Raw genomic sequence first — 26,458 nt, 5'->3', positions numbered from 1 at the left:
TCAGAGCTATAGCTAAATGTAGTCAAAATATTTGACTTTGAGAAAGGGCGACAAATAATTAAAAAACCAAACTAAAGACGGTGCCTTGCCCTTCAATGCTTTTTACCATGATACGCCCCTTGTGCAGAAGCATAATTTGTTTGCAAAGACTTAATCCAATACCACTACCGGTAGTTTTACTGGTAAAGAATGGTACAAAAATATTTTCTAAGATATTTTGTGGGATTCCAGAACCATTGTCATAAACTTTTATGACAATATCTCTATTAGAATTTTGTGAAGCTTCAACCCTGATTTCTGCATTGTCTTTGTTTTTGCATGCATCAACGGCATTTAAAAGAAGATTGATTAATACTTGCTCTATAAGATGTGTATCTATATCTAATTCTAATTTTGGGCCAGAAATTTTAAAGTCTACATCAATATCTTTTGCCTTTATAGAAGGCTCCATTAAGAGTTGGATATTATTAAACAATTCACTGACTCTAACCCGTTGTAAGTTAAGTTGCGTGACTTTACTCAAACTGCGATATGTTTTTGCAAATTTTAGTAATCCTTCGCTACGATTTTTTATGGTTTTTATACCAGAATTGATGTCTTCTAATTCGAGTTGAGATTCTTCAGGTTGCTCAAGAGCTAGCTGTAAATTTTGTTGGAGCGTATCTGCCAAGGATGAAATAGGAGCAATAGAATTCATAATTTCATGCGTCATAACACTCAATAATTTTTTCCAAGACTCCGATTCGTTTTTATTTAAAGTATCATCAATATTCTGAATGACAATTAATTTAAAGGCATCATCATCAACTTGAAACACAGTGTCAGAAATCAATATTTTAATATTTTCATTCTGAAGTGCTATAGAAATTGAATTAGGTTCACGGTGATAGGTTTCAAAAACGGTATTGAATAAATCTGGTTTTCTGTTTTCTACAAAACGAATATTTTTAAAAGACGGCACATCCAAAATATCACCAAAAGAATCATTACTCCAAAGGACATCACCGGTTTCAAGATTATAGGCAATAATACCGATGTCTACCATTTCTAAAATCTTCTGCAAATACACATATTGTGCTTGATTCTGAGAATTTATTTCTTTGATGGTTCGGTTAATCTCATTAAAGCCAGTGTACAAAAACCGAATGTCTTTTGGGCCTCTATCTTCCGGGAACCATCTAGAAAAATCTCGGTATTTCACGGCTTCAAAAAAATCGTCCATAGCTACAAAACGGCGTTTTGTAAACGTGTAAGTGTTTATTAGAAGATAGACTAAACTAATGCTAAGTATAATGGCATAAGTGTTTTTGTCAATCTTTATAGTGTAAATTAACCCTAGAATTAAACCCACAATAAGTATAATCCTAAAAAAGAGCCTAAAGATGTATGCTTTATAGTTCATATTTTTCAAGTCGTCTATAAAGTGCTGCTCTAGTAATGCCTAACTCTTTAGCAGACTTAGAAACATTGCCTTTGTGTTTTTCTAAAACAGTTAGAATCGCATTTTTCTCAATGTCATCAAGGTTAAGGCTATTTGTTTCAATGCTTTTTGTAGTCGTTGAGCGTTCAATAGAAGAAAAAACCAAATCGTCTATTTTTAAAACATTACCGTCTGTCATTATTACTGCACGTTCCAAAACATACTGAAGCTCTCTAACATTACCTGGAAAATCATGCTTTTTTAATTTTGAAATAAATCCAGTATCAAAGGTAAAAGGGTTCCTGTTGTACTTTTCTGCATACATAGACACAAAGTGCCTAGATAGCTCAGTAATATCAGTTCCTCGTTGCCTAAGTGGTGGAATAATAATATCTACAGTATTAATTCTGTAAATTAAATCTTTTCTAAATTTACTTTCATCAGCCAATGTTTTAGGGTCTACATTAGTTGCACAAATCAGTCGGATATCTATATCTATAGACTCGTTTGAGCCTAATGGTGTGACTTGTCTGTTTTGTAAAACAGTTAGTAATCGTACTTGCTGACCAAGAGTAATATTCCCAATTTCGTCTAAGAATAATGTACCACCATTTGCGGCTTCAAAACGCCCCTCACGGTCTTCACGAGCATCTGTAAAAGCGCCTTTTTTATAACCAAACAATTCACTTTCAAAAAGTGAGGAGGTTAAAGCACCAACATCAACTTTTATAAAGGGTTTATCTTTTCTATTAGAATTCTCATGGAGCGCTCTTGCTATCAAATCTTTACCGGTGCCATTTTCGCCAAGAATTAAGACATTAGCATCTGTTGGTGCTACCTTTTTAAGTTTTACAAAGACATCTTGCATAGCATCGCTTTCACCAATGATTTCAACAGTATCAGAGTTTAGAGTCTTTTGTTTTTTGTTGTTTGACGTCTTTTGGCTTAAGATTGTTTTTATCGTCTCGATAATTTTTTCATTCTTCCAGGGCTTCATTAAAAAATCTGAAGCACCTTCTTTTAATCCTCGGATGGCTAAGTCAATATCAGCATAAGCCGTCATTAATATAACTGAAGTGTCTGGTTTTAATTTTTGAATCTTGTTTAGCCAAAATATACCTTCATTACCTGTGTTTACGATAGCAGTAAAATTCATATCCAGAATAATAATATCGTAATGAGATTTCTCAATTTGAGCAATTATATTATTGGGGTTTTTCTCGGTAACTACATGTTTTACCAATGGCTTTAATAGAAGACGTAATGCTGTGAGTACATCTGCATCATCGTCTATAACTAATATCGAAGCGTTTTTTAATACCATTACTCGATAATCAAGGTTTAATTATTACAGATGCTAGTTTAAAGTTTAAAAAGAGTCTTTAAACCAATCCGAAGGGTTCTCTCACAATATTACAACTTATGCACTGCTTAAAAAAATAAAATTTAAAGTGTCGCAAGAGTGTACACTATCGGACATAAAGTGTATCAAAAACGGACACTTTTAATTTTAAATAAAAATATAACATATTGATTTTTAAATATTTGCGTTTTTGGCATCATCTTCACTATATCTATAACGTAATTAAAAATCAAAAAATGGACGTACCAATCGAAAAGAAAAAATTCTCAACTCAAAAGCTCCTCACTATTGGTGGAATTATAGCAATAATTGTTTTAATAGCTTATGTGATTATTCAGACTTCAGGGGGTTCAAAACTCAATGTAGAGAAAGAACGTATTTCTATTAATACAGTCTCAAAGTCTATTTTTCAAGAGAATATTCCAGTAAACGGAATTGTGTTACCAATCACAACAATTTATTTAGATGCTCTTGAAGGTGGTCGTGTAGAAGAGAAGTTTGTAGAGGATGGTGCCATACTTAAAAAAGGCGAACCAATCTTAAGGTTGTCTAATACAGATTTAGAGTTGAGTTTAATTAATCAAGAGACATCAGTATACAACCTTTTAACGCAAATGCAGATTTCTCAGAATGCAGCGAGACAAAATACTATTAACAGACAAAACCAATTTACAGATGTAGAGAATAACCTCATCGAAGCAGAGCGTATTTATAATCTTAATCAACGTTTGTATGATAAAGGCGCTATAGGTCGTCAAGATTATGAATCTTCTAAAAATAATTTCGATTACCAGAAAGAACGTATGAAATTAGCTAAGCAAGTGCTTTCTGAAGATTCTATCTCATCAAAATTAGAAATTAATCAAGCCAAAAGTTCTTACTCAAGAACACAAAGTGCTTTAGAATTAATGCGTAAGAAAGTTGGAGATTTAGTAGTGCGTGCTCCAATAGATGGACAATTAACCTCTTTGGATGCTGAGATAGGTCAGTCAATCAATAAAGGAACGCGTTTAGGTCAAGTCGATGTTACTACAGGCTATAAAGTAAGAGTAGATATAGACGAGCATTATATATCTAGAATTTATACTGGACAAGCAGGAACATTTACACTCAATGGGAAGCTATATACTTTAACAATTAAGAAAGTGTTTACTCAAGTTAATAATGGGCGTTTTCAAGTGGATATGACTTTTGAAGGTGAAGTTCCAGAAGGTATTCGTCGTGGGCAAAATTTACAGATTAGAGTAGCATTAAGTGCTGAAAAAGAAGCTTTGTTAGTCTCTAAAGGCGGCTTTTTCCAAAAAACAGGCGGAAACTGGATTTTTAAAGTCAGTGAAAATGGAGATACTGCATATAAAGTAAACATCCGTTTAGGAAGTCAGAATACAGAATATTACGAAGTATTAGAAGGTCTTAATCCTGGAGATAAAGTTGTGACATCGAGCTACGATTCTTTTGGAGATACCGAAGAACTTATTTTAAAATAAAACAATCAATTAACGAACACTAAATACAAGAATAATGATACAGATTACGGATTTAGAGAAATTTTATAGAACGGAAGAAGTCCAAACTATTGCATTAAACAAACTGTCTTTTGAAGTTAAACAAGGCGAATTTGTTGCCATAATGGGGCCTTCTGGATGTGGAAAGTCTACATTACTTAACATCTTAGGATTGCTAGATGACCCTGATGGTGGCAGTTTTAAGTTTAATGGCGAAGAAGTCGCAGGTTATAATGAGCGTAAGCGATCAGATTTAAGAAAGCATAATGTAGGTTTTGTTTTTCAGAGTTTTAATCTCATTGATGAGCTTACAGTTTTCGAAAATGTTGAATTACCATTAATCTACACAGGAGTAAAACCTGCAGAACGCAAAAAACGTGTTGAAGAGGTTCTAGAAAAAATGCAAATTATGCACCGTCGTAATCATTTTCCTCAACAATTATCAGGTGGTCAGCAACAGCGTGTGGCCGTGGCCAGAGCAGTAGTGAATAATCCAAAATTAATCTTAGCCGATGAGCCAACGGGTAATTTAGATAGTACCAATGGAAATGAAGTTATGGATTTGCTTATAGATTTAAACGAAGCAGGGACAACAATCATTATGGTAACACATAGTGAGCATGATGCAAAGTATAGTCATAGAATCATAAGAATGCTAGACGGTCAGAAAGTGACGGAGAATATTTTAGCATAAATCATCTGTACCAATCAACCAAGGTAAAGGCACTTCAGTATAATAATTCATCAATCAATAATCAATCAACCAAAATATACTGAAGTGTTGATACCAAATTCATCAAAAAACGAACAGTAATTCTTAGAAAGCATGCTTAAAAATTATTTCAAAATAGCGTTTAGAAACCTTCTCAAAAACAAGGTATATTCTTTTATAAATATTTCAGGTTTGGCAATTGGTATGGCAGCAACAATACTAATTGGGCTTTGGATTTTTGATGAACTTAATTATGATAGTTCTTTCAAAGAAAAAGCGACTATAGCTCAAGTTTTTCAGCACGAATCTGCTAATGATAATATTGGTACAGGCCCTGCAATTCCTAGGCCTTTAGAGTTTGCAATGCGCGAAGAATTTGGTGATAATTTTAAGCATTTACTTATGTCATCTTGGAATTTTACCAGATATATAAGTTATGGAGACAAAAATATTAATGTATCAGGTTATTATATTCAAGATGGAGCGGTGGAGATGTTAGAGCTGAATGTAATTAAAGGAGATAAAGAAAGTCTTAAGCAGTCAAATTCATTAATGCTTTCTGAAGAAACAGCAAAGGCTTTATTTGGTTCAGAAGATCCACTAGGGAAATTGGTTAAAATTAATAATGCTAATCCGGCCAAAGTAACTGCTATCTATAAAGATTTAGCTGAGAACAATTCTTTTAATGGTGCTAAATATTTAATGCCATGGAAATTCTATGTAGCTACCGAAGAATGGGTTAGAAATGCTGAGAATAGTTGGGGGAATAATTCATTTCAGATGTTTGCCCAGATTAATGATAATACAACTATGGAAGTTGTTTCAGCAAAAATCCGTGATATTAAAATTAGAAACTCACCTGAAGAGGCAGAATTTAATCCTGAGATTTTTCTTTTTCCAATGAAAGATTGGTATCTCAGAGGAGATTGGGAAAATGGTGTGCAATCTGGAGGACGAATTGAAAATGTTTGGTTATTTGGTATCATAGGTATATTTATTCTTTTATTAGCGTGTATTAATTTTATTAATTTAAGTACTGCGCGTTCAGAAAAACGTGCAACTGAAGTAGGAATCCGTAAATCAATTGGCTCACAAAGAGGTCAGCTCATTTTTCAATTTTTAACGGAGTCATTTCTTATTGTCTTTTTTGCATTTATAGTTGCTTTAGGGATAGTGTTAATCTCTTTAAATGGATTCAATAACTTAGCTAGTAAAGAGATATTATTTCCATGGACTAATGGGCTTTTCTGGTTAATGGGATTGTTATTTGTTGTTGTAACGGCAATCCTGTCAGGAAGTTATCCAGCGTTATATTTATCATCATTTAATCCAGTTGCAGTTTTAAAAGGGACATTTAAAGCTGGTCGCTATTCTTCTTTACCTCGCAAGGTTTTAGTAGTTGCTCAATTTACTATATCTGTGGCACTCATTATTGGGACTCTGGTTGTAATGAATCAAATTCAGTTTAGTAAAGATAGACCAACAGGTTATGATAAAAATGGTTTAGTTCAAATTCCAGTTATGAGTTCTGAGTTTGTTGGGAAGCAAGATATAATGCGTCAACAATTTATTACATCTGGAGGAGCAACACATATGACGGCTATGAGTAGCCCAACTACACAGATATGGTCTAATAGAAGTGGTTATACTTGGGATGGTAAGCCACAAGGTTTTCAAGAAGATCTAGCATATACATCTGTGCATTATGATTTTGTAGAAACCTTAGGTTTAAAACTTATTGAAGGTAGAGGTTTTTCAAGAGAGTTTGCAACAGATTCTAATGCAGTAATTCTAAACAAAACGGCTGTTAAATATATGGGATTGCAAGATCCAATAGGAAAATATATTAGAGATTCTGATGTAGATGATACTAACCCAGAACCACCAATGAAAATAATAGGTGTAATTGATGATATGATTGTACAATCACCATACACACCTGTGAAACAGGCTATGTATGAATTTGAGAAATATGGAAATATTTCTTACTACAACTTAAGACTGAATCCTCAGAACAGTATAAGCAAGAATTTAGAATTAATTGAAAACACTTTTAAAGCAAATTTTCCTAACGTACCATTCGACTATCAGTTTGTAGATGAGGAATATGGGAAGAAATTCAGATCTGAAGAGCGTGTGGCTAGCTTAGCAAGGGTATTTACAGGATTGGCGATATTTATTAGCTGTTTAGGGTTATTTGGTTTGGCTTCTTTTGTAGCTGAGCAACGTACTAAAGAAATAGGTGTTAGAAAAGTGTTAGGTGCATCTATAAGTCAGTTGTGGATTCTATTGTCTAAAGATTTCATCACTTTAGTTACCATAGCTCTAGTTATAGCTTCTCCATTGGCTTATTATGTTATGAGTGGTTGGTTACAAAAGTTTCCATATCGCACGTCATTAGGATGGGATGTGTTTATGATTGCTTGTATTGGAGCACTTATAATCACATTAATCACAGTAAGCTTTCAAGCTATAAAAGCAGCAACATCTAATCCCGTGAAATCTTTACGTACAGAGTAATCATCATCAATCAAAAAAACAGAAATCATGATTAAAAATTATTTCAAAATTGCATGGCGTAACCTTATTAAAAATAAAGGCTTTACAGCTATTAATATTATTGGATTATCATTAGGTATAGGATGTTTTATTATAATCTCTATGTTTGTGATTGATGAAATAAGTTATGATCGTTACCATGAAAATACAGATCGTATTTATCGTATAAACTCGGATATCATTTTTGGAGGTACAGAATTGAGTATGGCGGTAAGTTCAGACCCAATAGGAGAAGTTTTAAAGAATGATTACCCAGAGGTTGATAATTTTGTAAGACTTTATGCATCGCAAAGATCTAAATTAATAAAAAATGGAAACGACTATATTAACCAAAGTGCAGTAACTCATGCAGACTCTACCTTATTTAAGGTCTTTACACTACCCGCAATACTAGGAGATACAGAAACTGCACTTAAGAACCCAAACACCGTAGTTATTACAGAAAGAGCTGCTAATCGTTATTTTGGCAGCCCACAATTAGCAATAGGACAATTTTTAGAAACTGATGATGATGGAAGGACATTATATGAGGTAACTGCGGTTATTGAAAATATGCCTCAAAATTCACATTTCAATTTCGATTTCTTTTTTTCCATGGCTAATGTCGATTATGATTTTGGAAATTATTTAAGTCATAATTTTCATACGTATGTGCTATTAACAGAAGGTACCGATTATAAAGCTTTTAATAAGAATTTTAAAGAGGTTATTAATAAGTACGTACTTCCCCAAGCATCCAAATTGATGGAAATTTCTAGTATGGATGATTTTGAAGCAAGCGGAAATAGATTAGAATATTCTTTAATGCCACTTACCGATATACATCTACACTCATCTAGAAATATTGAATTAAGTGCTAATGGTAATATTCAGTACATCTATATTTTTTCTGCTGCTGCATTATTTATACTGTTGATTGCATGTATAAATTTTATAAATCTTACAACAGCAAGATCTTCTGGTAGAGCAAAAGAAGTTGGTATTCGTAAAGTTTTAGGCTCTGAAAAGAAAGCATTAATTGGCCAGTTCTTAACCGAGTCAACTTTAATAGCAATATTAGCTCTTTTTATGGGCTTATTGATTGTTTGGTTGTCTTTAGGTTGGTTTAATAATGTTTCAGGAAAAGAAATGTTAATGTCATCCTTGTTGAGTCCAAAATTTTTAATTTTCATTTTTGCATTACCTTTTATAGTTGGCGGTTTAGCAGGTACGTATCCAGCATTCTTTTTGTCTTCATTTCAACCTATTAAGGTTTTAAAAGGCAAATTATCTTTGGGTAATAAAAAAAATATTTTGAGAAATTTTTTGGTCGTGTTTCAATTTGCAACGTCCATTATATTAATTGTTGGCACTATAGTCATATACAAACAACTCAATCATATTCAAAATTCTAATTTAGGATTTAATAAAGATCATGTATTGGTAGTTAATAATTTTGGCTTATCAGAGGAAACAAGGCAATCACTAAAAAATGAAATTGAACAATTAACTGAAGTGAAATCGGCATCATTTGCTGGTTATTTACCAGTTGGTGGTTCTTCGCGCTCAGATACAACATTTTCTACAGAAACGGTTATGACAGAATCCAATGGATTCAACATGCAGTATTGGAATGTAGATTATGATTATTTGGAAACCATTGGTATGGAAATAAAATTAGGTCGAAATTTTTCTCGCGATTTTGGTTCAGATTCAACAGGTATAATCTTGAATGAAACAGCGGTTAAATTAGCTGGTTTTAAAAACCCGATTGGGAAAAAACTATATACATCAGATGATAATGGTAACCCACAAGCCCATGTAATTATTGGGATAGTTAAAAATTTCAATTTTGCATCTCTACGTGAAAATGTTGGAGGCTTATGTTTCCAATTAGAAAATAACAGTTGGGAAACAGCATACCGTTTTAATACTACAGACATTAGTGGTTTACTATCTACAATTGAAAATAAATACAAAGCTGTCGCTCCAGGCATGCCATTTAATTATCAATTTTTAGATGAGGCTTTTGATAATATGTATAGACAAGAAAGACGGGTTGGTACAGTTGCAATGGCTTTTGCAATACTTGCTATAATTATTGCTTGTTTAGGGCTATTTGGATTGGCAACATATATCGCAGAACAACGCACAAAAGAAATTGGAATACGTAAAGTATTGGGTGCATCTGTAGCTAATATTATAAAAATGCTATCTAAGGATTTTGTGAGGTTGGTCATCATTGCTTTTATAATAGCAACACCAATTGCATGGTGGTTTATGAACAAATGGTTACAGGAATTTGCTTTTAGAATAGATCTTACTTGGGGAATTTTTGCAGCTACTGGATTTGTTGCATTAGTAGTAGCTCTAATTACATTGAGTTTTCAAGCTATTAAAGCGGCAATTGCAAATCCTGTTAAGAGTTTAAAGACTGAGTAAATTATTCATCAATCAAAAAAATAGAAATCATGATTAAAAATTATTTCAAAATAGCATGGCGAAATATCATGAAACACAAAGTGTTTTCGCTAATTAATGTTATTGGTCTTACCATAGGTTTAAGTGCGTCATTTGTAATTGGTCTTATGATTTATTACGATTATACATTTGATGATTTTCATAAAGATGGAGACCGTATTTACAGAGTTGTATCAGACTTTAAAAGTCCGCAAGGGACATTTCATAATTCTGGAGTAACATTAGCATTAAAGGACGCTATAGCTGATAACTCAAATTTTGAAATCATTACTGAGTTCTATATTAATAGACCTTCAAAAGTTGAGAATAGAGCAAACAACACAGAGTTTAAATGGCCTAATTTTGTGATGTATACAGATGAAGCCTATTTTAATATTTTTGATTATAAGTTTTTAGCTGGCGATAAATCTACTGTCTTAGATAAACCAAATAATGTAATCCTTACTGAAACTCGTGCCAAAGAATATTTCCCAAATACGGCTCCAGCAGATGTAATAGGTAAGACTTTGGTTTATAACGATTCTATAAATATCACTGTTTCTGGAGTTGTTGAGAATTTTAAAAACCGTACTGATTTTGTTTTTGAGGAATTTGTTTCTCATCAAACTCTTTTACAGACCGATAGGAGAGGGGAGCTTCTAGAGCGACAATGGGGTAATACCAACTCCGATTCTCAGTTATTTGTAAAACTAACAGAATCTGCAAACGTGGCTTCAATTCAAAAGCGATTTGACGATTTGGCCTTAGAGCATACAGATGAAGATGATAAGAAGTATGAGATGTCTAGGGAATTTCAATTACAACCATTGAGTGATATTCATTTTAATGAAGACTATGGTATTTACGATTGGTCTAAAGGTCAAGCAAGCAAATCTTTACTAAGTAATTTGGCATTGGTAGCACTGTTTTTATTATTGCTCGGCTGTATTAATTTTATTAATCTAAATACAGCACAAGCATCGCAACGCGCTAAGGAAATTGGGATAAGAAAAACACTGGGAAGCTCAAGAAAGCAGTTGATTGGTCAGTTTATGGGTGAAACATTTTTGTTAGTTTTATTTTCTGCATTACTATCAATTGCGCTTTCTAAATGGTTGATTAATGTGTTTTCAGATTTTGTTCCAGAAGATTTGAGTTTCGAATTATTTAAAGCACCGTTAATCGTATTGAGTATTCTTCTTCTTCTTTTAGTAGTTACAATTTTATCAGGGTTTTATCCAGCCTTAGTGCTTTCAAAATTTAATACGGTATCTGTTCTGAAAAATCATATGGCAGCAGGTGAAAAGAAAGTAAGATTGAGAAAATTTTTAACGGTATTTCAATTTACAATTGCCCAGGTTTTTATCATAGGGACTTTACTGGTAGGAAAACAAATCAATTATTTATTGAACAAGGATATGGGTTTTAAGACCGATGCTATAGTTTCTGTTTATTCACCTCGAAGTGAAAGAGAACTCTCTAAAAAAGAACTCTATGCTGAGAAGTTAAGAGCTATTCCTGAGGTAAAATTTGTAAGTGTGGGGAGTCATGCTCCGGCATCATACTCTACAAATACGACTAATATTACGTATACAGATGGAGAAGAAATCATTAAGTCTGAAATGCAATATCTATTTGGTGACACTAAATATGCCAATTTATTTGAATTAGACTTGTTAGCTGGGAGAGTGCATAGAAACGACACAGTAAGAGAGTTGGTAATAAATGAAACATTGCTTAAGAAATTAGGTTTCAATACACCACAAGATGCTATAGGTAAGACATTGACGGTTAATGATGAGCAAACACCTATTGTGGGCGTTATGACCGATTTTAATCAACGTTCTTTAAAATCTGAAATAAAACCAATGGCACTCAGAGGTGATTGGTATCGTTCCCAATTTAGTCAGTTTCAGGCAATACATGTTTCTTTTCATAATCAATCTTCAGATAATTTAAAATCCACATTGGCAAAAATTGAAGATGCATATAAATCTGTATATACAGAGACGGAAGACTATCGTGTTCAGTTTATGGATGAAACAATTGCAACATTTTACAACCGAGAAAAGAAGATTTCAAAATTATTGAATTGGTCAACAGGCTTGTCTATCTTAATTAGCTGTCTTGGCTTGTTGGGTCTTGTTATTTATACAACAAACCGTCGTGTCAAGGAAATAGGAGTGCGTAAAGTTTTAGGTGCATCGTTGCTTCAAATCAACACCTTGCTTTGTAAAGAGTTCCTAATCCTTGTTGCTATTGCTTTTGTTATAGCTACACCTTTAGCATGGTATGGCATATATAGTTGGCTTCAAGATTTCACCTATAAAACATCCATCAGTTTTATAGCATTTATAGTTGGTGGTGCAGCGATGATTTTCTTTGCATTATTGGTTATAAGTTTCAAAACATTAAGTGCAGCTAATGCAAATCCTGTAAACTCTTTAAGGTCTGAATAAAACTAAATTTTAAGTGTTCGGTTTTGAACAAGAAGTGTATCAAAATCGGACACATTTGTTTTTAAATATAATTTTAAATTATTGAAAATCAATTAATTGCGATTTTGGCATCATCTTGACTATATAATTGGAAATTAAAACATCAATTAAAAAATTAACGCTTATGATAATCAATTATATAAAAATAGCATTAAGGAGTTTACTAAAGAATAAAGGATATAGCTTTTTAAACATTTTTGGTTTAGCTATAGGTATTACCTGTGCCAGTTTAATCTTTCTTTGGGTTGAAGATGAGGTAAGTTTTAATACGGGTTTTCCAAATCAGGATCAAGTGTTTTACGTACCAACCAATCAGAATTACGAAGGTGAATGGCGCACGTTTTACTCCACTCCAGGACCATTAGCACAAGACATGCTTAATGAGATTCCAGGAATAGAAAAGGCAACACGTTCTAACCTACAAGAAATTTTGTTTGCATTTGGTGATAATTCTATTACTAGACGAGGGCGCTATGCTGATGAGGACTTTTTAGATATTTTTAGTTTAAAATTTATAGAAGGAAATCGAGAGAATGCTTTTACTAATCCCGAAGCTATTGTCCTTACCCAAGAAACTTCAGAACAATTGTTTGGAAAAGGAGAAAGGGCTATCGGTAAAGTTGTTAAAGTAAGTAATAAAGACAATTATTTAGTTACAGGCGTAGTAGAAAATTTACCTAAGAATGTCACTTTTCCATTCGATTGGGTAGCCCCTTTTGAGCGCTATGCAGAAGGTGAAGAATGGATGACTTTTTATGGGAACAACTTTTCGGACACCTTTGTCAAACTAGCGCCAGAAGCTAATTTTAAAACTGTTGATGCTCAAGTAAGAACTTTAATAGTAAAGAAAGAAGAAAATACAACCGACTATGCTTTTTTGCATTCGATAAAAGATTGGCATTTACGCTCTAAATTTGATGGAGGTGAAATTGTTGGTGGGCGCATTACTTATGTGCGTTTATTTACCATTATTGCATTTATCATTTTACTCATTGCATGTATCAACTTTATGAATTTGTCTACTGCACGAAGTGAAAAACGCGCCAACGAAGTTGGCGTACGTAAAGCCATGGGGTCTAGCAGAGGTAGGTTAGTAACACAGTTTATTTCTGAGTCTTTAATGTTAGCCTTTATTGCCGCTATTGTAAGTGTACTTTTCTTAGCTGTTTTATTACCACAATTTAACCTTATTATAGAGAAAGATTTAGCTTTAGGTTTAAGTAATCCTATACATATTTTAGCGCTTCTAAGTATTACAGTGATTTGCGGTGTTTTTGCAGGTCTTTACCCAGCATTTTACTTATCATCCTTTAAACCAGTACAAGTACTTAAAGGCCTTAAAGTATCAGAAGGCTCAGCGTCGTTTATTAGAAAAGGGTTAGTTGTAGGGCAGTTTACAATTTCTATAGTATTTATAATTTTTACGATACTAGTCTATCAGCAGATTCAGCATGCAAAAAATAGGGATCTAGGTTATGATAAGAATCAATTATTGTCGATGCAAATAGATGAGGATTTTATTCCAAAATTCGATGTAATTCAACAAGAATTAATAAGAACAGGTTCTGTATACAATGCTACACTTTGTAATTCTCAATTACTATCTGGTGGCAATAATGGTTCTGGTTTTACATGGAAAGGCGGAACCGATACTGAAGATGTTTTAATTTCTTTCAGAAACGTAACAGAAAGCTTTTTTGAAACCACAGGAATGGAAATCATCGAAGGAAGAGGTTTTAATAAAAATTATGAGATTGATAGTACGAGCGTATTGATTTCTCAATCTTTAGCTAAAATGATGGGTAATGAAAACCCTATCGGGAATATAATTAATCGAGGAGATGGACCATTAGAAGTTGTAGGTGTAGTTAAAGATTATGTTTATGGTGATATGTTCGATTCTAGCGACCCAGTAATGTTTATGAATTACCCTCCGTATGCTAGGTATATGTTTATTAAAACCAAAGAAGGTGTACCAATAGATAGAGCTCTTTCAGATATAGAAGCTGTATTAAAAACATACAATCCAGCATACCCGTTTGAATATTCTTTTGTTGACGAAGCTTTTGATGCTAAATTTAAAAATGAACAATTAGTTGGTGAGTTATCTCAAATTTTTGCAATCCTAGCTATTCTCATTTCATGCTTAGGACTGTTTGGTTTAGCTGCTTATACTGCAGAACAACGAAGTAAAGAAATAGGCGTGCGTAAAGTATTAGGAGCTAGTGTGTCAGGTATTGTAAAGTTGCTATCCAAGGATTTTTTAAAGCTTGTAGGAATTTCAATTTTAATTTCTGTTCCAATCGCTTGGTATGCAACATATAGTTGGCTTCAAGATTACGCCTATCGTATAGAAATTGACTGGATAGTGTTTCTAGTAGCTGGAATTTTAGCAGTGATTATAGCTTTAGTAACTGTGAGTTTTCAGGCCATAAAAGCTGCAATTGCTAACCCAGTAGATAGTTTAAAGACTGAATAAAAATATCATTATTATAAATCAAAAAACGAAATCATTATGAAAAATTTAAAACAAATAATCACCATAGTTTGCTTGTTACTAATGCAATTAGTTACAGCGCAAACAAAGAAATTAGTAGCAGATTTTAATAAAGTAATTATTAGTCCTCATATCGAGACGACTTTTGTAAAAGGAGACGAGAACTCAGTAGCTATTCTTGAAAACACACTATCTGATGATAAAGTAAATATAGAAGTTAACGGAGGTACATTACGTGTATATTTAGATGATGCGAAAACGACTACTAAGCATAAGAAAATTGTTAAGAATGGCATAAAAATGAAAGTGCCAATTTATAAGGATAAGGTGTTAACAATAAAAGTGACTTACAAGAATATAGATAATCTATCACTTCGCGGTGAGCAAAGAACTGTTTGTGAGAGTTTAATAGATGTTGAAGAGTTTAAACTCAAAATTTATGGCGAATCTCAGGTGACTTTTAATGAGGTTAATTTTAAAATTTTGAATGCGGATATTTACGGCGAAAGTCAATTAACAATTAATAAAGGAAAAATAAATCATCAATGGATAACTGCTTTTGGTGAAGGTGAAATTAACTTGGTTGAAGTAGATAATAATACCTCAAAGCTAAAGGCATATGGAGAAGCAAAATTTACTGTGCGATCATCAGAACGTATCAAGTTTACAGCCTATGGTGAAGCCGAATTGTTCTATAAAGGTAATCCAGAAATTGACAGAGGACTAAGTATAGGTGCTTCAACGATTAGTCAAATAGATTAACTGAAACCAATCAAAAAATGAAAACAAAACTTTTAAGTTTAAACGAGGCTACTAGAACAGTAAATTCCGGTAGTAATAAAGTCACTTTACTAGATACTATTAATCTTCAAGTCAATGAAGGTGAATTTATCTCACTTATGGGGCCATCAGGTTCAGGGAAATCTACATTGCTTAACTGTATAGGTATGCTCGATAGTTTTACAGGTGGCGGTTATACTTTTCTCGGAGAACCAGTGCATAGTATGAAAGAGAAAAATAGGTCTAAGCTCTACAAAGAATATATTGGTTTTGTATTTCAAGCCTATCATCTTATAGATGAGTTAACCGTTTGGGAAAATATTGAAACACCACTTCTATATAAGAGTGTAAAATCTTCTGAACGAAAAGCTCTAGTGGCCGATATGTTAGACCGGTTTAATATTGTTGGCAAAAAAGATTTATTCCCCCAACAACTTAGTGGAGGACAACAGCAATTAGTAGGAATTGCTAGAGCATTAATAGGAAATCCAAAATTGATTTTAGCTGATGAGCCTACGGGGAATTTGAACTCTAAACAGAGTACCGAAATTATGGAGCTTTTCTCTCAATTAAATAAAGAAGGAGTGACCATAATTCAAGCCACACACTCAGAACAAAATGCGGCTTATGGCTCTCGAATTATTAATCTACTCGACGGAAAAATAGTCGAAGAATAACTACGTATTATGAAGCTTAAACATGTAATAATAACTCTCACTTTTGTGATGAGTCTAGGAGGATATAGTCAAAATTCAACACTGAAATCTTATACTTTGGATGAATGTATCTCTATCGCTTTAGAAAATAATCTCGATTTAAAGTCTACCGATTTGCGTGCCAATTCTGCAAAAATAAATTACAGGCAATCCCTTTGGAACATGGCGCCATCTGTTAATGGTAATTTTAATTTGGGAGTCAATGATGGTCGTAGTATCGACCCATTTACAAATGATTTTATCAATCAAGAACTCACATTTTCAAATCTAGGTTTAAGCTTGAACATGACCATTTTTAATGGATTTAGATTATTAAATTCAGCAAAGCAAAATCTACTAAATAAAAAAGCTTCCGAAATGGAAACCGAAGCTGCTAAACAAGATTTAGTACTCAATGTTACATTGACATATCTTCAAGTGCTAAATGCAAAAGCTGTTTTGGATTTAAATAAAGCACGATTGGAGGTCACAAAACAGCAACTTAAAATTCAAGAGGATTTTTATAAAAACGAATCTGGAAATCCTGCAGATTATAATGATATTTTAGGTCAATTAGCAAGTGATGAAACAAGTGTTCTAAATTCAGAAAGTAACTATAATAGTACAAAATTAAGTTTGGTTCAATTACTAAACCTTAAAAATGATATAGACATACAGGCTTTAGACCTTATGTTTGATATTGAAGAATATGGCTTGACTTCTGACGATGTTTTTAAAGCTGCATTAGAGAATTTAGCAACAGTCAAAGCACAAAAGTTAAGGCTTAAAGCATCTAAGAAAGGTGTTAGTGTGGCTAAAGCACAATTTACACCAGAAATTTCAGTGTTTGCAGGTATTAATAGTAACTATTCCAGTGCGGCGCAAATATTTAATGCTACAGGGACAAGTATTGTTGACACGGGTGATTTTGTAACTCTAGGTGGGCAAAATCTACCTGTACAATCAGAGCAAACAAATTTTGAAGCTCAACAAATAGAATTTAGTGACCAACTTGATAATAACTTAAATACTGTTGTTGGTATATCAGTTAGTGTACCCCTACTTAACGGCTTTAGAGCAAAAAATAATGTAGCCCTAGAAAAAATTAATGTTGAGGAAAGTCTCTTGCAATTAGAGCGTACACATCTTGATATTAAAAATACGATTGCCCAAGTCCATTTTGATATGGAAGCGACATATAATCGTTACCAAAGTTTACAACGTCAGGTTGATGCTTACCAAGAATCCTATAGGATTAATGAGATACGTTTTAATAATGGGGTTTCTAATTTTTTAAATTATATTACCAGTAAAAATAATCTAGATAACGCAAAAGTGAATCTAGCTAATACTAAGTACGAATACTTACTAAGAGTAAAAGTTTTAGATTATTACCGAGGAAATTAAAAATTATCTTGTTAGAAATCTTGCAGATTTTCCCATTTCAATTCCCCAATTAAAAGATTTAGCCGCATAATAAGCTATTGGCATAGCACCTCCTAATTGTGAAGTTTTTGTTTCATCTTTTCTTATGATTCTACAGTGCCATCTATCACCACGATTTGCTTCTTCACAAACTATTAAACCAATAAAGATGTGAGCTAAAACTATAATTGGAATATCACCAGTTCGAGTTGATAATGGCTGATAAGAAGAGTTATTTCTACTTGGGAAAAACTCTTCTGCTACAGAAATACAATTATTAAATATTTCATCGAAATTAGGGGTTTCAATATTATCATAAGTAATTTCTCCAGCCAAACTAGTAACATCAGGTACATTGCCAAGAATTGAAAATGAAATTTTCTCAAAGAAAGCAGATAGGTTATAGTTTCTTGATTTTGCCCATTCTATTAAACAATCTATAATGTCTTGGTGTGCGGGTACACCTACATTAATACCTTCATTATCTTTAAGGGATAATAGTAAATCGTGTTGATGTGTTTGATGTTCGTCGCATAGTCCTGAAGTCCGTCTTATATTAATAGGATTACGACATCCATTGAAATGACAAATTCTAGATAAAGAATTATAGTCAATTTTATTAGGATTATTTTTATTTAAATTACCTCTGTCAGATACAACTATTTGCCAATTAGCTATAATATGAGTTATTGTTTGAATCATAAATGGTCCTAATTTAAATGAGTATTATCTTATTCTGAAAAATACTTTTTATTTTGAATATTTAAAACCTATTTTCGAACCATCTTACAAAATGAACGAGAAAAATCAAAAAATCAGAGTTGTAGAATTATTTGCCGGTGTGGGTGGATTTCGATTGGGATTAGAGAAATTCAACGAAAAAGATTCTCATTTACAAGTTGAAGTCGTTTGGAGCAACCAATGGGAGCCTTCAACAAAACGGCAACATGCTTCTGAGGTCTACGAGGCTAGATTTGGAAGACAAAATCACTCTAATGAAGACATAGCTAAAGTATCAGTTTCTGATATTCCAGAGCACGATTTACTAGTTGGCGGTTTTCCTTGCCAGGATTATTCTGTAGCAACAACACTTAAAAACTCTAAAGGTCTTGAAGGTAAAAAAGGTGTATTGTGGTGGGAAATTTATCGTATTCTAAATGAAAGCCAAGTAAAACCCAAATATCTTTTTTTAGAAAACGTTGATAGGCTATTAAAGTCACCATCAAAACAACGAGGGCGTGACTTTGCAATTATGTTAAAAAGTCTATCAGATTTAGGTTATGCGGTTGAGTGGCGTGTTATAAATGCTGCCGATTATGGAATGCCGCAGAGACGACGACGCGTATTCATTTTAGCCTATTTAAAAGGAACTCAGCTTTACGATAATTTAAATAAGTCTGATGAAGAAGATTGGATTTTGAAAGATGGCATTTTAGCAAAAAGTTTCCCTGTTGCATTTGAAAAAGATGACTATAAATTTCAGTTAAAAGAGGATGTGAAAACCATTTCAGACACCTTTAATTTAGGAGGAAAGTTATCGCCTTTTAATATTAGCGGGCTTTATGTCAATGAGGAGGTTTTTACTTTAAAAACTAAAGCCAATTTTGACGGCAAACGAACCAAACTTAAAGATGTTTTAGTTTCTGATAAAGAAGTGCCTGATGAGTATTACATTTCTGAAGAAGAGCTCGATAAATGGAATTATCTCAAAGGGGCCAAAAAAGAAGTCCGTGAAACTAAAGACGGTTTTAAGTACAACTACGCTGAAGGTGCTATGATTTTCCCAGATGCTTTAGATAATGCCTCACGTACGATAATTACGGGAGAGGGTGGGAAATCAGCATCACGTTTTAAGCACGTGATTAAAACAAAAAAAGGCTATCGAAGATTAACACCTGTAGAGTTAGAACGTTTGAATATGTTCCCTGATAATCATACACAGCTTGAAGGCGTAACCGATACCAAGCGTGCATTTTTTATGGGTAATGCTTTGGTTGTAGGTGTTGTAGAAAGAATTGTAGAAACGCTTTTCAATGTTATCGTAAAGGGTAAATATGTTTAGCTACACCAATTTCTATCAAATACTTTAATCGAAGTTGGAGATTAATGGGTTGTTCAGAAAGGTGAGGCGAAAAGTAGAGCAAACCTTCAGTTTTAGGACATAGCTCGTCAATTTCGTTTTTAAGCTTTTTATCTTCAAAATCTCTTAAGTCCGCATCATATTGAAGTAGCCGTTTTTTAGATAAGTTTTTTAATTCTAAATGATTCAACAATTTTTTACAATTCACACTGGTGATGATACATTTTTTAAAGCCTTTAGATAAGTCGGTTTTATGCATAACATAAATTCCAGTAATCAAAAAATAATGCGTGGTGAGTTTGCTTTCGTCCAGAAGCCAACCTAATTTTTGCTCTCCATTTTTTAGATAAGATAGTTCAAAAGTAAAGGTAGGAAGACTTTTGTTTAGGTAATCTAGTTGTGCTTTTTCATCAATAAAAATGCCTTCTTTCTCTGGATACAGCAAATCCACACCTCGATGCTGGAGGTTTAAATCTTCATTTCGCTCAAAATGTAAATTCAAACTTTGATAAACAGTATCGAGATATTCGCCAAGTAATTGTTCTTTATTTAAATCTCTTTTAAAGTGTGACATATATGAAATTACACTTCCAAAATAATCATATTTTTGCTATATGAATAACAACTTTACAAACGAGTTCTTCGGTATTGGTATTCAAAACGGAAAAACACCTGAGAATTTGGGAGTGTTATGGCGTTCGGCTCAAAACTTAGGGGCAAGTTTCATTTTTACCATCGGAAATCGCTATGCTAAACAAGCAAGTGATACGCATAATGTCGTAAAATCAATGCCGTATTTTCATTATGAGTCGTTTGAAGAATTCTTTAATAATTTACCAAAAGGTGCTCGTATTGTTGGTGTAGAGTTAACAGAAGAAGCAGAAGATTTAGAAACCTTTCATCATCCAAGACGTTGCGTCTATTTATTAGGTGCAGAAGACCATGGTTTGTCTAAGCAAGCCATAAAGAAGAGTCATTTTTTAGTTAAATTTAAATCACAGTTAAGTCTTAATGTATCTGTTGCAGGAAGTATTGTGATGTACGATAGAGGAATAAACAAACCAAGGTCGTAACTTTGCATAAAATATAAATATGCATAAAGCAGGTTTTGTAAATATTATTGGTAATCCTAATGTGGGTAAATCTACATTGATGAATGCTTTTATTGGTGAAAAATTGTCTATCATTACGTCAAAAGCGCAAACAACTCGTCATCGTATTTTGGGTATTGTTAATGGGGATGATTTTCAGGTAATTTTAAGTGATACACCAGGGATTATAAAGCCCGCTTATGAGTTGCAGTCTTCCATGATGGATTTTGTAAAATCTGCTTTTGAAGATGCCGATGTGCTGATTTACATGGTAGAGATTGGTGAAAAAGAATTGAAAGATGAAGCATTTTTCAAGAAAATCACCAATTCTAAAATTCCAGTTTTATTACTTCTTAATAAAATAGATAATTCAAATCAAGAACAATTAGAAGAGCAAGCACAGCTTTGGCAAGAGAAAGTGCCTAATGCTGAGTTTTATCCAATTTCTGCCTTAAATGGATTTAATGTGCAGAATGTGTTTGATAGAATAGTTGAGTTGCTTCCTGAGTCGCCAGCATTTTATCCGAAAGACCAATTAACAGATAAGCCAGAACGTTTTTTTGTTAATGAAGCAATTAGAGAAAAAATTCTTTTGCACTACAAAAAAGAAATTCCATATGCGGTAGAAGTAGATACCGAAGAGTTTTTTGAAGAAGATAATATTATCAGGATTCGCTCTGTAATTATGGTAGAGCGCGAAACTCAAAAAGGCATTATTATTGGGCATAAAGGTTCTGCTTTAAAACGCGTTGGTATAGAAGCTAGAAAAGATTTAGAACAATTTTTTGGTAAACAAGTGCACCTTGAACTCTATGTTAAGGTGAATAAAAATTGGAGAAGTAACCAACAGCAGCTAAGACGTTTCGGTTACAATCAGAAATAAATCCTGTTACATTCTTAGATAGAATGGATACCCTCAGAATGTAGTGTATCTCTCATAAACGCATGTAACTTATACATGTCAGGTTTTCCTTTGGCTTTTCCCATTCGTCCAATGAAGTAAAGTGTAAACCAAACAACTACCATAAATAGAGTGAAAAAAAGAGGGATGGCGTAAGACTCTCCTAAAGTCATATTAGTGTATGCCCAAATACCAGAAGCAATAAATAATCCAGCAACTACAAAATGAAGAAACATAAACATCGTCCAAATCGTTGGGTTAGGACCAAAAAGCCCATAAATGGTGGCATGTGTTTTACTTTTCTTATTTATTTCTAAATGTAATTGAGGAGACCAATAATGTTGTTCTTGCTTTGGGAATCGTATAAATACGTGGTCATCTAATCGAGTAACGACAAAGTCAGACTGCTTTGCTTTTTGCTCCTCAAACCCAGCTAACAGTTTTTCGTTTGTTGCTTCCACATCAAACTTAAAGCGCGGACGTAATACTATTTCGTTAGATAATGACATAATTGTATAGTAGCTTCTAAATTAAAACATTTTCTTAAATATATAATACTATCTTTGCAGCCGCTTACAGGATATGTAATGCAGAGTAAATCAAATAGATATGAGTAGTATAGTAGCCATTGTTGGGCGTCCTAATGTAGGGAAATCAACATTCTTCAACAGATTAATACAACGTCGTGAGGCCATTGTAGATGCCGTTAGTGGTGTAACCAGAGATAGACATTACGGAAAAAGTGATTGGAACGGTAAAGAATTCTCTCTTATTGATACTGGTGGATATGTCGTTGGAAGCGATGATATTTTTGAAGCCGAAATAGACAAGCAAGTAGAATTAGCTATTGACGAGGCAGATGCCATTATTTTCATGGTGGATGTCGAGAGTGGTGTGACAGGAATGGATGAGGATGTTGCTGATTTATTAAGAAAATCTAAAAAACCTGTATTTCTTACTGTAAATAAAGTCGATAATAATAAAAGGGCTGAAGATGCAGTTGAGTTTTATTCATTAGGTCTTGGGGATTATTACACTATTGCTAGTATTAATGGTAGTGGTACAGGGGACTTATTAGATGCTTTAGTTGAAGCTTTACCTGATAATGAAGAGGAAGAAGAGGTAGATGAATTACCGCGTTTTGCAGTAGTTGGTAGACCAAATGCAGGAAAATCTTCTTTCATAAACGCATTAATTGGTGAAGATAGATACATCGTAACTGATATTGCCGGTACCACTCGTGATTCTATAGATACAAAATATAACCGTTTTGGTTTTGAATTTAATCTTGTGGATACTGCAGGTATTCGTCGTAAGTCTAAAGTAAAAGAAGATTTAGAGTTCTATTCTGTAATGCGAAGTGTTCGTGCTATAGAGCATTCAGACGTTTGCTTATTAGTATTAGATGCTACTCGTGGTTTTGATGGGCAAGTTCAGAATATCTTTTGGCTTGCTGAACGTAACAGAAAGGGTATCGTCATCTTGGTTAACAAGTGGGATTTAGTTGAGAAAGAAACTAAAACAGCTAAAGAATTTGAAACCTATATCAGAAAACAAATTGCGCCTTTTACAGATGTGCCAATAGTTTTTATATCAGTATTGAACAAGCAACGTATTTTTAAAGCTATTGAAACTGCTGTTGAGGTCTATGATAACCGCTCTAAACGAATCAAGACAAGTGTTTTAAATGACGTGTTATTGCCAATTATTGAGAGTTATCCTCCACCTGCTTATAAGGGTAAGTTTGTAAAGATTAAATATATCATGCAATTGCCAACACCTCAACCTCAATTTGCATTTTTCTGTAATTTACCTCAATACGTAAAAGAGCCATACAAAAGATACTTAGAAAACAAACTGAGAGAAAAGTTTGATTTTCATGGTGTACCAGTAAGTGTATACATGCGTAAAAAATAGTATTTTTACCATGCTATGATAAAATTGAGATTAATTCTTGCTTTACTTTTTGTTTCTGCAAGTATACTTTCTTTGTGTGCACAAGATTTACCACCTGAGATAGCAGCTACTGGTGATCAGGGGTATTGTCCTAGTGTGCCAATTAACATAGTGACTAGCGTTAGTATTACTGATCCAGATGTTACAGATACAACTTTAGACGAAATTTTTATTCAGATTTCTGAAGGCTATGCTTCTGGTTTTGATGTATTGACTCTTACAGGAATACATCCTAATATTACTCCAGTTTGGCAACAGACAGAAGGACAATTGGTATTAAACGGACCAGCAACTTTTGCTGAATTTGAAGCTGCAATTTTAGATGTTGAGTTTACAACAACTCAGACTATTTTTTCTTCAGACAGAAGTTTCTCTATCAATTTAGGAAATGCTAATTATTTACCATCAACTGACCATTATTATTTCTACATAGCAAGTTTTGGGATTACTTGGGCAGATGCTAGAGCAGAAGCAGCTACAAGAGATTATTTTGGATTACAAGGTTATTTAGCAACAATAACAACTCCAGAGGAAGCGCAATTAACCGGAGAGCAAGCGTCGGGTGCAGGTTGGATTGGTGCTACTGACGAAGAAACCGAAAATATATGGAAATGGGTTACAGGTCCAGAAGCTGGAACCGAATTTTTTGATCAATCCACATTTAGTCCAATTAATGGTGAATTTTCTTTCTGGAATACAAACGAGCCAAATAATTTTGGAGCAGTAGGCGAAGATTATGCCCACATCACAGACCCAAGTATTGGTATATTAGGGTCATGGAACGATTTGCCTTTGGCAGGAGACCCGGATGTCAATGGACCTTACCATCCTAAAGGCTATATTATAGAATTTGGAGGACTACCTGGTGATCCTGCTGTTAATTTGTCTGCTGCTACTAGTATAAATATGCCCCAATTGTCTTTTGAAAATGAAGAAGGCTGTGAAGGAGATGAAATTACTTTGACATTGACAACTAATACAGATGAAGTTATATGGTATGATGGACCTTCATCACCCAATGTAGTTAATACAGGAGGTTCTTATACAGCTATTTTTAATACAACAACAACATTATGGATTTCTGCAAGGTTTATGGGATGTGCTGATGGTGGTCGGTCGCCATTAACTGTTACTATCGATTCAACTCCTGAATCGAATGATATTACTATTCAGCAATGCGATGATGCTTCTGCTGATGGAATTTCAGTTTTTAATTTAGAGATTTATAGCGGTTTAATTGCAAATGCAAGTGTATCTAATGTTGTAAGCTTTTTTGAAGATAATCAATTCACAATTCCTATTAATGCATCGAGTTATACCAATACATCTAATAATCAAATTGTATACGCAAGAGTTTTAAATCCAACTTCGGGATGTTTTGCTATTGCTGAAGTTACTTTAAGTGTGTCGCTTCCTGCAATTGAAAATTTTGAACTCTCTATGTGCGATGATGAGGAAGAAGATGGTTTTACTGAATTTAATCTTTCGGATTTAAATGATGAGGTTTTAATGGGAATGCCTGTTACAGCTCAGACATCATTCTTCCCGACTTTTAATGATGCTTTATTGAATACTAATCAGTTTTCAAATAGTTACATCAACGCAATGCCTAATAATGAAACAATTTTTGTGAAGGTCACAGATGCGCTAGCTTGTTTAGGGATTTTCGAAGTTAATCTTGAAGTAAAACCACTCCCAGAATTATTACTAGATGAAAAAATCATTTATTGCTTAGACATATTTCCTTCCAAAATTGTACTAGATAGTGGTATTGTAAATGGTATACCTAATAACTTTTATTACAATTGGTCGACTCTAGAAACTACGATTCAAATTGAGGTAAACGAACCAGGACTTTACTGGGTTGATGTTACAGAAGTCAACGGTTGTACTAATAGAAGAAATATTGAAGTTTTGCCGTCTAGTATTGCAGAATTTGATAGCATTGATGTTATTGATGGTGTTGAGAATAATATAGTAACTGTGAATGTTTCTGGTGATGGAGATTATGAATTTTCGTTTACTTCACAAAACGGACCCTTTCAAGATTCAAATGTGTTTGAAAATGTGCGTTCTGGCATCCAAACCGTATATGTTAGAGATAAGAATGGTTGCGGTGTTGTTTCAGAATCATTCCCAGTGATAGGGTTTCCAAAATTCTTTACGCCTAATGGAGATTCAAATAATGACTTCTGGACTATAGATGGTTTTAATGAAGAGTTTTTAGCAAATTCAAGAGTCCAAATTTTTAATCGTCACGGTAAGTTAATTACTGAGTTGTCTGCGCAAAACCCAATTTGGGATGGTCGTTATAATGGTAATCTTATGCCATCTGACGATTATTGGTTCTTAGTTAGCTTACAAGATGGCCGTACTTTCACTAAACATTTTGCTCTAAAGCGTTAACACTAATTAATACTATTTAATGTTTGGTTAAGATATATCCTACAATATCTGTATAGATTTGTTTTTAAATTATTTACTGTTACAATTTAGTTAAAACTAAAATAATAGTTGTACAACTATAAAAATAGTTA

19 protein-coding genes are annotated in these 26,458 nt (G+C 33.4%); 14 read left to right on the top strand and 5 right to left on the bottom strand.

The window, feature by feature from the left end; genetic code table 11:
• Positions 1–58 precede the first annotated feature (58 nt).
• Both Q0770_RS01105 and Q0770_RS01100 read right to left on the bottom strand, forming a co-directional pair.
• Complete coding sequence (locus tag Q0770_RS01105; RefSeq protein ID WP_299113153.1) at positions 59–1,402, bottom strand: PAS domain-containing sensor histidine kinase; 1,344 nt, start codon at positions 1,400–1,402, stop codon at positions 59–61.
• A complete protein-coding gene (locus Q0770_RS01100) occupies positions 1,392–2,744 on the bottom strand; it encodes a sigma-54 dependent transcriptional regulator (protein WP_299113151.1) in 1,353 nt (450 codons plus the stop codon). The genes Q0770_RS01105 and Q0770_RS01100 overlap by 11 nt, the downstream gene beginning before the upstream one ends.
• A gap of 275 nt (positions 2,745–3,019) precedes the next feature.
• On the opposite strand from Q0770_RS01100, the gene Q0770_RS01095 reads away from it, so the two are divergent.
• The 9 genes from Q0770_RS01095 to Q0770_RS01055 all read left to right on the top strand — a co-directional run bounded on the left by Q0770_RS01095 (position 3,020) and on the right by Q0770_RS01055 (position 17,875).
• The gene (locus Q0770_RS01095; protein ID WP_299113149.1) at positions 3,020–4,270 is read left to right on the top strand and encodes an efflux RND transporter periplasmic adaptor subunit; all 1,251 of its coding nucleotides are present in this window, start codon (positions 3,020–3,022) and stop codon (positions 4,268–4,270) included.
• 34 nt (positions 4,271–4,304) lie between these two features.
• A complete protein-coding gene (locus tag Q0770_RS01090) occupies positions 4,305–4,982 on the top strand; it encodes an ABC transporter ATP-binding protein (RefSeq protein ID WP_073082207.1) in 678 nt (225 codons plus the stop codon).
• A 132-nt stretch (positions 4,983–5,114) separates the two neighbouring features.
• Positions 5,115–7,520, top strand: a complete 2,406-nt coding sequence (locus Q0770_RS01085) for an ABC transporter permease (protein WP_299113146.1) — start codon at positions 5,115–5,117, stop codon at positions 7,518–7,520.
• A 27-nt stretch (positions 7,521–7,547) separates the two neighbouring features.
• The gene (locus Q0770_RS01080) at positions 7,548–9,980 is read left to right on the top strand and encodes an FtsX-like permease family protein (protein WP_299113144.1); all 2,433 of its coding nucleotides are present in this window, start codon (positions 7,548–7,550) and stop codon (positions 9,978–9,980) included.
• A gap of 29 nt (positions 9,981–10,009) precedes the next feature.
• Positions 10,010–12,457, top strand: coding sequence for an ABC transporter permease (locus Q0770_RS01075; RefSeq protein WP_299113142.1), 2,448 nt, complete (start codon positions 10,010–10,012; stop codon positions 12,455–12,457).
• Between the two features lie 163 nt (positions 12,458–12,620).
• Positions 12,621–14,975 carry an ABC transporter permease gene (locus Q0770_RS01070; protein ID WP_299113140.1) on the top strand — a complete coding sequence of 785 codons (2,355 nt, stop codon included), beginning with the start codon at positions 12,621–12,623 and terminating at the stop codon, positions 14,973–14,975.
• Positions 14,976–15,011: 36 nt separating this feature from the next.
• On the top strand, positions 15,012–15,755 hold the full coding sequence (locus tag Q0770_RS01065; RefSeq protein WP_299113138.1) for a head GIN domain-containing protein: 744 nt from the start codon (positions 15,012–15,014) through the stop codon (positions 15,753–15,755).
• Between the two features lie 17 nt (positions 15,756–15,772).
• Complete coding sequence (locus Q0770_RS01060) at positions 15,773–16,450, top strand: ABC transporter ATP-binding protein (protein ID WP_299113135.1); 678 nt, start codon at positions 15,773–15,775, stop codon at positions 16,448–16,450.
• A gap of 9 nt (positions 16,451–16,459) precedes the next feature.
• A complete protein-coding gene (locus Q0770_RS01055; RefSeq protein WP_299113133.1) occupies positions 16,460–17,875 on the top strand; it encodes a TolC family protein in 1,416 nt (471 codons plus the stop codon).
• A gap of 3 nt (positions 17,876–17,878) precedes the next feature.
• Here Q0770_RS01055 and Q0770_RS01050 read toward each other — a convergent pair whose 3' ends face one another.
• Positions 17,879–18,595 (bottom strand): hypothetical protein, encoded by a 717-nt coding sequence (locus Q0770_RS01050; RefSeq protein ID WP_299113131.1) that lies wholly within the window; start codon positions 18,593–18,595, stop codon positions 17,879–17,881.
• 91 nt (positions 18,596–18,686) lie between these two features.
• Between Q0770_RS01050 and dcm the strand changes: the two genes are divergently transcribed.
• Positions 18,687–19,955 (top strand): DNA (cytosine-5-)-methyltransferase, encoded by a 1,269-nt coding sequence (gene dcm / locus Q0770_RS01045; RefSeq protein WP_299113129.1) that lies wholly within the window; start codon positions 18,687–18,689, stop codon positions 19,953–19,955.
• Here dcm and Q0770_RS01040 read toward each other — a convergent pair.
• Entirely contained in the window at positions 19,930–20,547 is a 618-nt protein-coding gene (locus Q0770_RS01040) for a hypothetical protein (protein WP_299113127.1), read from the bottom strand. The two genes, dcm and Q0770_RS01040, sit on opposite strands and share 26 nt — an antisense overlap.
• Positions 20,548–20,587: 40 nt before the next feature.
• Here Q0770_RS01040 and Q0770_RS01035 point away from each other — a divergent pair, with 40 nt between their 5' ends.
• Complete coding sequence (locus Q0770_RS01035) at positions 20,588–21,046, top strand: RNA methyltransferase (RefSeq protein ID WP_299113125.1); 459 nt, start codon at positions 20,588–20,590, stop codon at positions 21,044–21,046.
• Between the two features lie 19 nt (positions 21,047–21,065).
• Positions 21,066–21,947, top strand: a complete 882-nt coding sequence (gene era, locus Q0770_RS01030) for a GTPase Era (RefSeq protein ID WP_299113122.1) — start codon at positions 21,066–21,068, stop codon at positions 21,945–21,947.
• Positions 21,948–21,961: 14 nt separating this feature from the next.
• On the opposite strand, the gene Q0770_RS01025 is transcribed toward era, so the two are convergent.
• Positions 21,962–22,474: a GTP-binding protein gene (locus Q0770_RS01025; protein ID WP_299113120.1), complete on the bottom strand. Its 513-nt coding sequence runs from the start codon at positions 22,472–22,474 to the stop codon at positions 21,962–21,964.
• Positions 22,475–22,574: 100 nt separating this feature from the next.
• Between Q0770_RS01025 and der the strand changes: the two genes are divergently transcribed.
• Positions 22,575–23,882, top strand: coding sequence for a ribosome biogenesis GTPase Der (gene der, locus Q0770_RS01020; protein ID WP_299113118.1), 1,308 nt, complete (start codon positions 22,575–22,577; stop codon positions 23,880–23,882).
• Between the two features lie 24 nt (positions 23,883–23,906).
• Positions 23,907–26,327: a T9SS type B sorting domain-containing protein gene (locus Q0770_RS01015; protein ID WP_299113115.1), complete on the top strand. Its 2,421-nt coding sequence runs from the start codon at positions 23,907–23,909 to the stop codon at positions 26,325–26,327.
• Positions 26,328–26,458: the final 131 nt, after the last annotated feature.

The organism is uncultured Winogradskyella sp. (genome assembly GCF_947501905.1).
In the GTDB taxonomy this organism is placed as follows: domain Bacteria; phylum Bacteroidota; class Bacteroidia; order Flavobacteriales; family Flavobacteriaceae; genus Winogradskyella.
This window is presented reverse-complemented; position numbering and strand designations above follow the sequence as displayed.